9 protein-coding genes are annotated in these 13,238 nt (G+C 72.4%); 6 read left to right on the top strand and 3 right to left on the bottom strand.

The features are described from left to right. Window positions 1-58 precede the first annotated feature (58 nt). The 3 genes from QSK37_RS01800 to QSK37_RS01790 all read left to right on the top strand — a co-directional run bounded on the left by QSK37_RS01800 (window position 59) and on the right by QSK37_RS01790 (window position 3,591). Window positions 59-604: a C40 family peptidase gene (locus tag QSK37_RS01800; protein ID WP_285617046.1), complete on the top strand. Its 546-nt coding sequence runs from the start codon at window positions 59-61 to the stop codon at window positions 602-604. 122 nt (window positions 605-726) lie between these two features. Next, entirely contained in the window at window positions 727-2,067 is a 1,341-nt protein-coding gene (locus QSK37_RS01795) for a basic secretory protein-like protein (RefSeq protein WP_285617044.1), read from the top strand. A gap of 171 nt (window positions 2,068-2,238) precedes the next feature. Beyond that, window positions 2,239-3,591 (top strand): M48 family metallopeptidase, encoded by a 1,353-nt coding sequence (locus QSK37_RS01790; RefSeq protein WP_285617043.1) that lies wholly within the window; start codon window positions 2,239-2,241, stop codon window positions 3,589-3,591. 38 nt (window positions 3,592-3,629) lie between these two features. On the opposite strand, the gene QSK37_RS01785 is transcribed toward QSK37_RS01790, so the two are convergent. After that, entirely contained in the window at window positions 3,630-4,280 is a 651-nt protein-coding gene (locus QSK37_RS01785; protein ID WP_285617042.1) for an acetate uptake transporter, read from the bottom strand. Between the two features lie 253 nt (window positions 4,281-4,533). On the opposite strand from QSK37_RS01785, the gene QSK37_RS01780 reads away from it, so the two are divergent. Together QSK37_RS01780 and QSK37_RS01775 are read left to right on the top strand one after the other, a co-directional pair. After that, complete coding sequence (locus QSK37_RS01780; protein WP_285617040.1) at window positions 4,534-5,661, top strand: glycosyltransferase family 4 protein; 1,128 nt, start codon at window positions 4,534-4,536, stop codon at window positions 5,659-5,661. A 256-nt stretch (window positions 5,662-5,917) separates the two neighbouring features. After that, complete coding sequence (locus QSK37_RS01775) at window positions 5,918-10,840, top strand: FHA domain-containing protein (RefSeq protein ID WP_285617039.1); 4,923 nt, start codon at window positions 5,918-5,920, stop codon at window positions 10,838-10,840. A 62-nt stretch (window positions 10,841-10,902) separates the two neighbouring features. On the opposite strand, the gene QSK37_RS01770 is transcribed toward QSK37_RS01775, so the two are convergent. Further along, a complete protein-coding gene (locus tag QSK37_RS01770) occupies window positions 10,903-11,454 on the bottom strand; it encodes a hypothetical protein (protein WP_285617038.1) in 552 nt (183 codons plus the stop codon). 32 nt (window positions 11,455-11,486) lie between these two features. Next, window positions 11,487-12,455, bottom strand: coding sequence for an MFS transporter (locus tag QSK37_RS01765; RefSeq protein ID WP_285617036.1), 969 nt, complete (start codon window positions 12,453-12,455; stop codon window positions 11,487-11,489). A 65-nt stretch (window positions 12,456-12,520) separates the two neighbouring features. Here QSK37_RS01765 and QSK37_RS01760 point away from each other — a divergent pair, with 65 nt between their 5' ends. Then, window positions 12,521-13,213, top strand: a complete 693-nt coding sequence (locus tag QSK37_RS01760) for an MmyB family transcriptional regulator (RefSeq protein ID WP_432705514.1) — start codon at window positions 12,521-12,523, stop codon at window positions 13,211-13,213. Window positions 13,214-13,238: the final 25 nt, after the last annotated feature.

Below are 13,238 nucleotides of genomic sequence, written 5' to 3'. Positions count from 1 at the left end.
AACCCTGTCTCGCACCCCCTCGACCGCTTCGCCGAAGCGCGTCCGCCTCGCCGGCGGAATGCTGGCCGCGGGCGCGGTCCTCGCGCCGACGGTCCTGACGGCCTCGACGGCCTCCGCCTCATCGGACGCCGTCACGACCGTCACTCCGGTCGCCAACCTGGTGACCACCCCGGTCGCCACCCCCACGGCGGCCACGAGCGCGACGACGAAGCAGACGTCTTGGAGCAAGCGACACAAGGTCGGGCTGGCGGCGGTCGCCGCAGCCCGTAAGCAGATCGGCAAGCCGTACCGCTACGGTGGCAGCGGCCCGAGCAGTTTCGACTGCTCCGGTCTGGTCCAGTACGTCTACCGCAAGGCCGGAGTACGGCTCCCGCGCACCGCGGACGCCCAGCACCAGCACATCAAGCGGCACGTGAAGTTCTCCGACCTCGCCACCGGAGACCTGGTGTACTTCTACGGCGACGGCCACACGGGCATCGTCTCGAAGGTCAAGGGCAAGAAGATCTACATGATCCACGCCGCCCACTCCGGCACGCGCATCAAGCAGGTGCTGCTCAACAGCTACTACCGGGCACACTTCAACGGTGCCACCCGACCGTACTGAACCTGACGCACCCGCCGTACGACGACCGCCGGCGCCCGTCCGCGAGGCCGGGCCCGGCGGTCGCTCAGTGACGGTGGGCGTCATCGGCGGGGCACCCGGTCGTGGCGACTAGGATCGCGCGCATGCCGGCCAAGGGGAACGTGGACTCGCGGGTGACCACCGCGTCGGCCATGTTCGCCGGGTTGGCGATCGTGGTCAATCTCGCCGTCGCGGTCGGTTACCTCGCGTTCCACGATGGTGCGGGCCGGGCCGCCGCCGCGTCTTCCCGGCCGGTCGCCGGGGCGCTGTCCGCCCCCAGTGTCGCCACGGTGAACGCCCTGCTCCAGCGCCGCTCGCGGGCCGTTCTCGCCCGCGACCGTGCCGCGTTCCTCGCCACCGTCGACCCGTCGGGACAGGCGTTCCGCGCCGGGCAGCAGGTGCTCTTCGACAACCTGGCCAAGGTGCCTCTCTCCGCCTGGAGGGAGTCCCTGGCCGACACGCGTCCCGCCGTGGCGGCCGATGACGGCTGGACGGCCCGGCTCAGGCTCACCTACCGGCTGCGCGGCTTCGACCGCCGCGACCTCGTCTACACCGAATACCTGACCTTCGACCGGCGCCCGGGAACCGGCTGGATGGTCTCCGGCGACGGCGCGGCGCACGGCCTGCGCGACGACCCGCAGATCTGGAACAGCGGCGGCCTCACCGTGGTCCACGGACGCCGCAGCCTCGTGCTCGCCGAGGACGGAGCCGTGGCCGGCGAGCTCCCCGCCGCCCGTACCGCCGAGCTCCGCGACATCGCCGCCCGCCTCGACGAGGGAGTCGGCGCCGTCTCCGGCGTCGTCGGCGACCGGTGGGCCCGGCACGCCGTGGCGCTCGTCCCCGCCACCGAGCAGAAGGCCGAAGAGCTCGCGGGAGACGTGCGCAACCTCGGCGACATCGCCGCGCTGGCCGCGGTCACCGGGGACGAGGGCGGCCAGGGTACGGGAGAGGACCGCCTCGTCATCACCCCCACCGCGTTCGGCCGGCTCACCGCCCTGGGCCGGCGCGTCGTCCTGACCCACGAACTCGTGCACGTCGCCATGGGCGGGGCGCGCGACGGCAAGACGCCGATGTGGCTGATCGAAGGACTCGCCGACTACGTCGGCTACAAGAGGGCGGGCGTCCCGACCAGGGCGGCCGGCCGCGAACTGGCCGACCTCATCGCCACCGGCGGCGTCCCGGCCACCCTGCCGGGCGCCACGGAGTTCGCCGGCTCGGGCGACCGGCTCTCGGCGGCGTACGAGGAGGCGTGGCTCGCCTGCCGCATGGTCGCCGAACGCTACGGTGAGGACCGGCTCGTCCGGCTCTACCGTACGGCCGAGGCGGAGCCGGAGGACTCGGGCGACCCGCGCCTCCAGGACCGCGCGCTCCGCAGCGTCCTGGGCGTCGGCACCGACCGGTTCGTCGCCCTGTGGCGTGCGTACGTCCGCCGCGAGCTCGCGTGAGCGGCGGACGAGGCGGTCAGGTGAGGACCACGGGGTGTGTGCACGTCGTACCGGCGAGGCAAGGCGGGTGAACTCGGGTGATCCGCGTCGTCGAGACAGTGCGCTCCGCCGCGTACGTCCGCTGCGGACCGGCGTGAGCCGCGGATGAGGCAGTCAGGTGAGGAGCACGGGGTGAACGCACGTCGTACGGCCGGGACCGCGGTCGTGGCCGAGGCGGAGGAGGGTCCCGGTCCCGCGCCGGATCGGCGCGGGGCGGCGATCGCCGCCGTGGTCCTGTGCGCGCTGCTGGCGGTGGTGATCCTCGTGACGACTCCCTGGCATCCGCTGCCCGGCGCCGGCCGGCCGGCCGACCCGGCGCTCGACTTCACGCGCGCGCAGATCGGCCGCGGCGACGCCTTCAACAGGGCCCTCGACCCGCCCGCGTACGCCGGGCTCGCCGCCGGGCTCCTGGTCGTGCTCCTGCTCGGGCTGACACCCCTGGGCGCGCGGCTGCTCGGCCCGGTCACCCGGCCCCTGCGGCGGTGGCCGCTGCGGCTGGTCGGCGTCGCGGTGGTGCTCGCGGTGCTGACCCGGCTCGCCGGCCTGCCGTTCGACGTGTGGTCCCAGACCGTGCTGCGCCGGTACGGGCTGTCCACCGAGCACTGGGGCGGCTGGTTCACCGACCAGCTCACCTCGCTCGGCGTCACCCTCGTCATCTGGATCGTCGTGCTGCTCGGCGTGCACCTGCTGGTCCGCCGATTCCCGCGCCGCTGGTGGGCGGGGGCGGCCGCGGGCGGGTTCGTGCTCGTCGCGGCGGCGTCGTTCGGCTATCCGGTGCTGGTCGAGCCGCTGTTCAACTCGTTCCACTCGATGCCCGCCGGGCCGCTGCGCACCGACCTGCTCGCGATGGCGCGGCGGGACGGCGTGCCGGTCGGCGACGTGCTCGTCGCCGACGCCTCCAAACGGACCACCGAGCTGAACGCCTACGTCTCCGGCTTCGGCTCCACCCGCCGGATCGTCGTCTACGACACGCTGCTCACCAGCGAGCCGCGCGCGGAGATCGAGCTCATCGTCGCGCACGAGCTCGGCCACGCCAAGCGCGACGACGTGCTGCACGGCACCCTCGTCGGCGCGCTCGGGGCGGCGGCCGGAGTCTGCGTGCTCTTCCTCGTCCTGACCTCCCCGCGGCTGCTGCGGCGCGCCGGGGCCGACTCACCGGCCGACCCGCGGTCGGTGGCGCTGCTGCTCGCCGCGGTCACCGTGCTCCTGCAGGTCGCCGGTCCGGTGGAGAACCTTGTCAGCCGCCGCATCGAGGCCCGCGCCGACATGCACGCGCTCGATCTGACGCGTGACCCGGAGACGTACGTGCGGATGCAGCGCTCGCTCAGCGCCCGCAACCTCGACGACCTGTCGCCGAACGCACTGGAGTACTCGCTGTGGAACAGCCACCCGACCGGTCCGCAGCGGATCGCCATGGGCCGCGACTGGGCCCGGCTCCACCACGTGCCGGTGCCCGCGCCGCTCGTGAACGGCACTTCGCCGTGACCGCGCGGTGAGCGCGGCCACGGCGAAGAAGGATGCGACTACTCCATCACCGGCTCGGCCGGGGCCGCGCGGCCGCCGAGCGGCGAGCCGACCGGCAGGGACAGCTTGCCCGGCATGCCGTTGGTCACCCCGGCCGCCGAGGTGTACCAGGCGACGAGCGCGGTCAGGACCCCGATCCACCCACCGAGCTTGACCGTGCCGGTGCTGTGGGACAGGTTGCCGATGAACAGGACGATCTCGGTGACCTCAAGGGTCAGGAACACGCCGAACACCGCCGCGTTGACCTGGGTGCTCCAGAGCAACATGTAGGTGTTGAAGATGGCGAAGGCGAGCAGGATCCAGCCGAGGTCGTTCTGGATGAGCGACTCGGCGTTCGCTCCGCCGGCCTTGACGGCCGTCGGGGCGACGAGCTGGACGTACAGGCCCAGCCCGATCCAGAAGCCGCCGTACGTGGAGAACGCGGTGGCACCGAAGACGTTGCGGTTGCGGAACTCCCACATGCCGGCGAGCAGCTGGACGAGCCCGCCGTAGGCGAAGGCGTAGCCCAGCCAGGCGTCGGTGCCGTCCGTCCAGCCGGCGTTCTTGGCCGACAGGAGGAATGTGGTGAGTGCGAAGGCGGCGAGGCCGAGCGGGCCGGGGTCCGCGATGGACGATGCCGCCGGCGCGGGGGTTGAGGGGGTCTCGGTCAAGGTGGCTCCTCCTATATCCGTGGAGAACTCCACCGCCGTGCCTCGTCAGGTCCGCAGCGATCTCTCGCAGGCCGGGCGGGGTGAGGGCGGCCACGTGTTGACACCTGTAAAGATTAACGCCCTGTTTCCTTCCGGTCACTGGGCCGGGACCGAAATGTGATCACGCTTGCGATGCTGACAAAGCCATGACCGAGCGGAGCGAGGGAATCGAAGACACGCCGTGGTGGTCACTCCCTCCGACGCAGGAGGACTCATGACGAAGACGCTTGTGGTGACCAACGACTTCCCGCCGCGGCCGGGCGGGATCCAGGCCTTCGTGCACAACCTCGCCGTACGGCGGCCGCCCGGTTCGGTCATCGTGTACGCGCCCGCGTGGAAGGGCGCGGCGGACTTCGACGCCGCCCAGCCCTTCCCGGTCGTGCGCCACCCCGGCCGGCTGATGTTGCCGCTTCCCACGGTCCTGCGCCGGGCCGCCGGCATCGTACGGGCCGAGGGCTGTGACTCGGTGGTGTTCGGGGCGGCGGCGCCGCTCGGCCTGCTGGCGCCCGCGCTGCGGCGCGCCGGCGCGGACCGGATCGTCGGCCTCACGCACGGCCACGAGGCGGGCTGGGCGTCGCTGCCGGGCGCCCGCGGCCTGCTGCGTCGCATCGGCGACGGCGTCGACGTTCTCACCTACCTGGGGGAGTACACCCGCGGACGGATCGCCCGCGGCCTGTCGCCGTCCGCGGCGGCGCGCATGCGGCGGCTCGCGCCGGGTGTGGACGAGACGGTGTTCCGCGCCGGCGCCGGCGGCGAGGAGATCCGCGCGCGGTACGGCCTGGGAGACCGGCCGGTCGTCGTCTGCGTCTCCCGCCTCGTGCCGCGCAAGGGCCAGGACACCCTGATCCGGGCGTGGCCCCGGGTGTCGCGCGCGGTGCCGGACGCCGCGCTGCTGCTCGTCGGCGGCGGACCGTACCGGAAGGCGCTGGAGCGGCTCCGCGACGAGACGGGCGTGGCCGGGTCGGTGTGGATCACCGGCACCGTTCCGTGGGACGAACTGCCCGCGCACTACGACGCCGGCGACGTCTTCGCGATGCCGTGCCGGACCCGGCGGGCCGGCCTGGACGTCGAGGGGCTCGGCATCGTCTACCTGGAGGCCTCCGCGACCGGGCTGCCGGTCATCGCGGGCGACTCCGGCGGCGCGCCGGACGCCGTGCTCGCCGGCGAGACCGGCGTGGTCGTCGACGGCCACTCGGACGCCGCCGTGGCCCAGTCCGTCATCGACCTGCTGACCAACCGGGCCGAGGCGGCCGCGATGGGGCAGAAGGGTCGCTCGTGGATCGAGCACGAGTGGCGCTGGGAGGTCCAGGCCCGCCGCTTCGCGGCGCTGCTGGAGGGTTAGGGCCCAGTACCTGCGAAGCACCGCGTCGGCGACGAGCGACCTTCGCGCGGAGGGCAAAGTCTCTTGCACCGAGTTCGCTTAGCGATGTGACGGACGGCCCCCAGGAGATACCGCGTCGGCTTTCTCACCGTGTCGTACCATGTCGGGATCCAAAGCGGTGATCATGGAATTGCGGTGGTGATCCGACATCGGCGAGGTCGTTGTATCTCCGGAGCTCATCGCACAGTCGGCCGGCGGTATTAATGACGCGGGCTCGATGCTGGCCCATGGGCTGGTCGGTCTCGTCTACGCTCTGAACGCTTTGGGCTCGCCCTGGGGCGACGACGAACTGGGCCGGAACTTCTTCGATGGGGCACCAGACTCCCTGGGATTCCGGCAGGCCAGGGACGAGCTTCTGGATGGCGTCGCCCAATTGTCCGTGGCATTGAAGGGTCACGCCGTGGGCGCGGTGCGCATGGCCCATACCTGGCACCGGGCCGAGACCGGAGACGACCCGCGGTTCACCCTCGCGGACGCCGGTCGGTCGGCGGCGGAGTCGGCGGCGCTGCGGGCGGTCGTGGGCTCGGCGGCCGACGGCCTGGTACGCGACGACCCACCGCCGCCGTGGTACGAGGAGATCGCGCCGCTCCTTGAGGAAATGGTCACGATGTGCCGCCTGCCCGCCGGTGACGCGGCCGGTATGGAGCAACTGGCGAGAGCGTTCGAGCGGATGGCCGACGTGGTCGACACGGTGACCGGCCACGCCTCAACACACGCTACGAAGATCACCTCCGGCAACGCCGGCGCCGACATCGAGGCGTTCACCAAGTCGTTCGCCCGGCTGGCCAGGGGCGGCGGCGGGCACCTACCCGACGCTGCGGATGCCTGCCGCGGGATGGCAGGGTTCTGCCGTTACATGGCCACGGAGATCAAGGTTGGCAAGGCCCAGTTCTACCTGTCGGGCGCCTACCTCTTCACGCTGTGGGCGATCGCGCGGATCTTCGCGCCCACTCCGGCGGGACCGTTCTACCTGGCGACCGCGACGGCCAAAACCCGCACAGCGGGGATGCGCCTGGCGGCTATGCTCCGGACTGCGGAGGGCCGGGCCGCCGTGTCCGGGGCGAGGTTCGTCGGTGGGCTCAACCTCGTCGGCCAGCTGACCCGGATGGGTTACGGCCTGCAGGACGGCCTGGACCTTGGTGATCTTGCCGAGAGCGGGCTGCTCGGCGCCGCGGGCGGTGGAGCGACCGGTGCCGTCTACCGGCGCCTGGGCGAGGCGGCGATGGACGGAAACTCGCTCGCCAAAATGCTCACCGGCACGCTCCCCGGCCGCCTGGCGACCCACATGGGCGTCAACAGCACGGTGTTCGTGGCCAACGACATCGCCGCGAACGCGATCCATAACGGTGGCACGGTCCACTGGGATGAAGTCAACGTCAGCAAGGATCTGTTGATGTCCGCCGGTATGGGCATCCACGGCGAGGTGATGCACGCGCTAAAAGGCTCCGATGTCGGCGCCGATCTCACGGCCCACGTTCCGCCCGCCGACCACTCTGCGCCGCCCGCCACAGGCGGGGGAGGCCCTCGGCCGGACGCCGGCTCCTCGCCGGAGAGACACGGCTCCGGAGACATGCAACTCGCCAGTGCTCCACATGACTCCGGGGACGTGCCGCACGCCCCGCCGCTCGTACGGGACGCGGGCGCCACGGGCCAGAGCCGCCCCGTCTACGACCAGAGCGGAGGGCCGGTCGTCGGCGGGCACGTCGGGGAGGCGAGCGCTCCGGTCTCCAGGCAGTACGGTCCCCGTGACGAGCCGACACCGGGCCGTGACCGGCCGGGCATGCCCGTGAAGGGAACGGTCGACGGATCAGCGAAGGTCGGCAGCCGGTCGCCGCGTCCGCCCCTGGTCGCCCGGCCGGAGTCCTCTGCTCACGCGGCCGAGGGGACGCGGCCCGCGAACGGTGGCCGAACGAATGAGGCCGTGCCGTCGGAGTCCCGAGACCGGGAGGAGCCGATCGGCCCGACGGGCCGGGGCGAACCGGTGGATCAGGCGGACCGCGGGAATCATCTTGAGCGGTCCGACGACCGTGACGGGACCGAGTCGCGCGAACGCGGTGAGCCGACGGATCCTGTCGCGACCACCCAGCCCATCTCCATCCACGAGAGCGTCCCAAGCCCTCGGACGGAGCACCGAGCGGAGTCGTACGCACCGGCGGGCCACCCGGACACGGGGGCCGCACCCGAACGGCCGCTTCGCACCAAGCTCTCGGAGGACGGACTGCTGGTGCATATCGCCGCGCTCGAAGCGCGGCGTGCCGAACTGGCTGGTAGCGTCCGCGTCGCCGACCAGGCCGTTCTGCATCACCACGATCCCGACCCGGAGATCGCGGCGCTGGACGCCGCGATCCTCCGCGCGCGCCAGGAGCTGGGACCGTCCGGTGATCTCGCACTGGCCATCGGAGGCGCCACGGAGGTCCTCCGGATTCCGCCCAACGGTAAGGTGTCGCTCGGGCGCAGCCGTTACGACTCGCCCCTGCCGTACGACGAATACGTGTCGCGTGTGCACGCCACCTTCAGCGTCGACGCGGCGGGAGTCCCGTGGGTCCGTGACATGGGCTCCCTCAACGGAACCTTCGTCAACGAGAGACGCCTCCTAGACGACGAGAACGTCCGGCTGCGCGAAGGCGACGTGGTCCGGCTGGGCCTGGTTACCGAGCTGGAGGTCAAGGGCGTCCCGGTCGCCAGGGAAGCCGGGCACCTGACGCCGGCCACGGACCATGACGCGCACGACGGCTCGGCCGGCCATGAGAACGGGCGCGGCCCGGTGGCACCGGACCCCATGGTGCCCGCATCGCTGGAGCCGGGTCGCAACGCCGAGTCCGCGGGGCGGCGGATCGCCGAGCAGTACGGTTTGACCGCGGTCTCCGGCCGGGACGCGGCCCACTTCTTCCACGGCCTCACGGAGATCGTCGGCCCGGGCGAAAACCGCCCACTGGGCACCGGCCCGCTGACCGACCTCGCCCACGAGGTCATCGGACGGGACGCCTCGGTCGTCGACCTGCTCAACCTCCACCACGACGCCGTTCTGCTGGGTCACGAACCGTGGCGGGCGCGGGACCGCGACGAACTCGTCGAGATCCTGAGTTCGGCCCACGACCGGTCGGTCGACGACCCGTTCGAGGGCATCGGCCGCCGCCTCGCCCGTACCGTTGGGATGCGAGGGCTGAGCGACGCCGAGGCGAGGGGTCTGGGCATAATCCAGAACCACCTCACTCGAGGCAGCCCGGACATGCTGGCGAGCTATCGCCGCTTGGTCGAGATCGCCCACGCGGCCGGGCTCGGCGACGCGCGTGCGCACGAAGCGGGATTCGGGGAGCGGAGTGACCAGGACGCGGTGCTGCGCCTGGTGCGGCTGGCCGACGGCGATTCCCGCGTCGTCAGGTCCGGGCTGGAGCATCTCATCGAACAGGTGCGCGGCGAGGCGGTCCGTCCCATCCCCGAGCCGGTCCGCATGTCCGCTGCGGCCGGGGGCGAGGACTCGGCACGCGTCCTCGCGGACCACTACGGGCTCTGGTACGCCGACCATCACACGACACGCGTGATCCACGACCTGACCGTGCTCAGCGATCCGGCGTACGACCCCGCGCGAGGTCCCGCGCATGGCTCCTATCCGCTGCGCGACCTCGCGCACGACGTCCTCGGTCCCGATGCCACGGTCGCCGACCTGCTGGCCCTCCATCGAGACGCCCTCGAGATGGGGTTCGAGCCGTCGTACGCGCGCAGTCGTGCCGAACTCACCGACCTGCTCACGCTGGCCCGCCACGATGTGCCGGCCTTCCGGCTGGACCAGGACCGCCAGGCGTTCCGGGAGACCCAGAAGGTGTTCCTGATTCCGGAGCGGGATGACCACACGGTCCGGATCGTGAGCACCCTGAAACGGGTCGAGGTACCGGATCCCGGTGCGGCCGAGCGGGACCTCGGGCTCGCGGCACGCGACGGCCGGCTCGGGGCGTATGCAAAGGAGAGCGTGGACTACGGCGGGCCGAGGCCGGGAGACGCCGCCCTCTACGCTCTGGCCCGCGGTGTATCCCGTGATCTTGCCGTGCGGGACATGATCGAGTTGTACAAGTACGCGGAGGAGAAGTCCTTCCCCGGTCTCAGGGGCGATCACGATGGCGTGCTCGCCGCCTTGCGGCGTGCCCGCGGCGAACTGGGCCCAGACCTGCTGACCGCCCGCCGGATCGCCGACAGCCTGGGCCTCGGTAAGGACGAGCCGACCGTACACGCGGTGGCCGAGCTGAACCGCGCGATGGACCCCGGCGGGGAGCGGAGCCTGCCGCGTGGCGTCGGCTTCCTCGACTGGCTGGCGAACCGCGTCCGTCCCGGTCTGTCGGTGCCCGACCTGATCGCTGTCTACCGGCACGTCGACGCCGAGGTGCGCGGGCAGCACGCCGATCCGCTCGAGCTGGTGCGGGCGCTGCGGCGCGCGGACGGCGAACTGCATCCCGCGTCCCACGTCGCGGAGGCGCCGTCGGCGCTGCGCGCACTGCCGCGGGTGCCGGCGAGCCCACGGTTCCTGCGGGACGACGCCGCTCCGGTCGAACGCTGGCCGCTGTCGGGCGGTTCGCCGCCGTCCGGTCCGATCGACCACACCGCCGCCGCGAACGGGAAGCCGTCCCGTCTCAACGACTTGCTCAAGTGGTACCGCGATGAAGAGGAGGCACCCCAGTACTGGGGTGACAACGGTGACTACTCGGGTGAGCAGCCGAGACGATTGGAGGTCGGCTGGCGGCTCGACCGGAACGCACTGTTCCGCGGGGACCGCCGCGGACCGGAGCGGATCTTCGAAGAAGGCTTCGCGATGCAGAAAGGGGAGCGGGGCTTCGCCTCCGACCCGGAGCTCATCTGCACCTCTCGCCTGGTGGACACCGCGATCGAGTTCGCGAACCAATTCCGGCGCAAAGGCGCCGACCGGTGGGTGTACGTGATCGATGCCCCCGGCGGTTACGACATCGGCGGCGGACAGGACGAGGTGAAGTTCATCGGCGGCATCGACCGGCGGTACATCGTCGGGGCGCTGCGCATTCCGGGCGACCTTCCGATCCCGGGCAGCGTCTCCTACGACGGCCGGGTCTTCTTCCCCGGCCGCCCGCAGGACCAGGCCGAGTGGATCCAGAACCCGCATTACCGGCCAGACTAGGCCGTGTCCCGGAAGCGGTCCGGCAAGCGGGGGCCCAAGGAGCCGACGCGGGACACCGGACCCTACGGAGCCGGTTCGGTCTCGGCCCTGAACAGCGACTCGCGTACCGCCGCGACCTCCTCGGCGAGGAACTCCGGCGGCTCACCCTCCTCCGGTGGCCCGGTGCCCTCGCGGGCCGCCGCGGCCAGATCCGCCAGCGTCGCGGGCAGGCCCGCCGCGCCGGGGACGGCCGGCTCGCCGTCCCGTTCGGCCGCCCAGCACGCGGCCGGCAGCCGGTACGCCGACCGCTCCGTCGCGACCACCGCCGGCCGCAGCCGCTCGGCCGCCCGGCGTACGGCCGCCGATGGGCCGGTGCTCGCGTCGTACGGCCGCGCACGCCAGTGTGAACATGTACGGCCCCGGCGGCCCGACCGCGAGCGCGTTGCACAGCAGGTCGCCGCCACCGCGATCACCGCGACGACGAGGACCGCGGCCCACCCGGTCGCGGCCGCCGCGACGACCGCGAGCAGCGCGGCGCGGCCCAGGTACGGACGCCCGCTGCCGTACAGCCCGGTGAAGCCGCCGATGGTGGCCGTCAGCCGCGCCCGGACGTCCCCGGCGAGGTGGCCGGGCACAGGGATGTCCTGCGGGGCGTCGCGTCGTGAACTCAGCCGGCCGCGGGCACGCGTCCCAGGAGCCGGACCAGCAGGGCCACCGCCATGGTGATCGCGGCGTTCACGCCGACCGCCGAGTGGATGCCCCCGGGCGCGGTGGCGATCGTGCTGAGCAGGGGGATGCCGACGGTCGTGCCGACCTGTTGCGCCATCGCGCTCAGCCCGGTGGCCAGTCCCTGCTCGTGGTCGGGCAGGCCGGAGGTGACGGTGACGACATAGGCCACGACGGCCACCATGTTCCCGAAGTAGCAGGCCGCCAGGGCCGCCGCCACCCACCAGGCGTTCCCTTGGATCAGCAGCCCGGCGGCGGGGACGAACGCCCACCGCGCCACGCCGCCGGTCGTGACGCCCCATATCAGGGCGAGTAGTCCGAGGCTGACGGTGATCGCACCGGGCAGGTCGAGCCGGGCCGTACGGCCGTCGCGTCCCTCCGGGATCAGCCGGGGAACCGCGGCGACGATGACCAGCGCTACGGGGACGTTCACCAGGAAGGCCCAGCGCCAGCTCCACAGCCCGGTCAGCATCCCGCCGAGCAGTGCGCCACAGGTGAACCCGGCCGCCGTGATCGCGCCGTTGAATCCCAGTGCCCGCGCGCGCAGCGGCCCCTCGGGGAACGTGGTGGTGATCAGCGAGAGGGCGGCGGGCGCCGCGATGGCGGTGGACAGTCCCTGAACGACGCGGGCGGACAGCAGCGCGACGGGCGTGTGGGCCGTCCCGCCGTACACGGAGGCGGCGGCCAGCAGGCCGAGTCCGATCAGCAGCATTCTGCGTCGGCCCGCCAGGTCGGCGACCCGTCCGAACCGCAGCGTGAAGCCCGCGGCAGGGAGGGCGTAGGCGGTGGCCACCCACTGCAGGGTGTCAAGGGCGAGCCCGACGCCCCTGCCCACGGCGGGCAGGGCGACATTGAAGATGGAGAAGTCGGCGGCCAGCATGAACTGGGTTCCGAGCAGGAGCGCCAGCACCAGGATCGCGCCGCCGTGTCCCGGGACTGCGCCGCGAAGAACTCGCCCAGCTCGCCGGGGTGAGCGTGGCGTACTACACCCGGTTGGAGCAGGGGCAGAGCGTGAACGCCTCAGACGCCGTACTCGACGCGATCGGGCGGGCGCTGCGGCTGGACGACGAGGAGCAGGCCCACTTGCGCGGTCTGGCCGGGCCGCCGCGTAAGGGCGTGCGGCGGTACCGGCCCGAGCGCGTGCGGCCCGCCACGGTCGCCGTCCTGCGCTCGATGGACGTCAATCCGGCGCTCGTCCTCGGCAGGGCGGCCGACATCCTGGCCTGGAACCGCCCCGCTCATGCGCTGCCGGCTCCCCATCTCGCCCTGGACGCCCCGGACCGGCCAGGCGACCGTCCGAACATGGCTCGCCTGGTCTTCCTGGAGCCGCACACACGCGACCTGTACGCCGAGTGGCCGGCCAAGGCACGTGACACGGTGGCCTACCTCCGCAAGGCCGCCGGACAGTGGCCGGACGATCCGGCGCTGACGGAGCTGGTCGGGGAGCTGACGATGAACAGCGCGGAGTTCGCGGCCATGTGGGCGCGCCATCCCGTACGCGACTGCCACTCGGTCACGGTGACGTTCCGGCACCCGCTGGTGGGAGAGATGACCCTGGCGGAGGAGGTGTTCCGGCTGCAGGAGCAGCCCGGTCAGCGCCTTGCCGTCTTCGCCGCCGAGCCCGGCTCGGCGTCCGAGGCGGCCCTTCGCCTTCTCCTCGCCTCCTGACGGCGTCGCCTGGGCGCCGCGCAAC

The organism is Actinoallomurus iriomotensis (assembly GCF_030269445.1).
In the GTDB taxonomy this organism is placed as follows: Bacteria; Actinomycetota; Actinomycetes; order Streptosporangiales; family Streptosporangiaceae; genus Actinoallomurus; species Actinoallomurus iriomotensis.
This window is presented reverse-complemented; position numbering and strand designations above follow the sequence as displayed.

Excerpts from the sequence above, each read along its gene's own strand:
- QSK37_RS01800 (WP_285617046.1), top strand. The coding sequence starts at position 59 with ATGCTGGCCGCGGGCGCGGTCCTCGCGCCGACGGTCCTGACGGCCTCG.
- QSK37_RS01795 (WP_285617044.1), top strand. The coding sequence starts at position 727 with ATGCCGGCCAAGGGGAACGTGGACTCGCGGGTGACCACCGCGTCGGCC.
- QSK37_RS01780 (WP_285617040.1), top strand. The coding sequence starts at position 4,534 with ATGACGAAGACGCTTGTGGTGACCAACGACTTCCCGCCGCGGCCGGGC.
- QSK37_RS01775 (WP_285617039.1), top strand. The coding sequence starts at position 5,918 with ATGCTGGCCCATGGGCTGGTCGGTCTCGTCTACGCTCTGAACGCTTTG.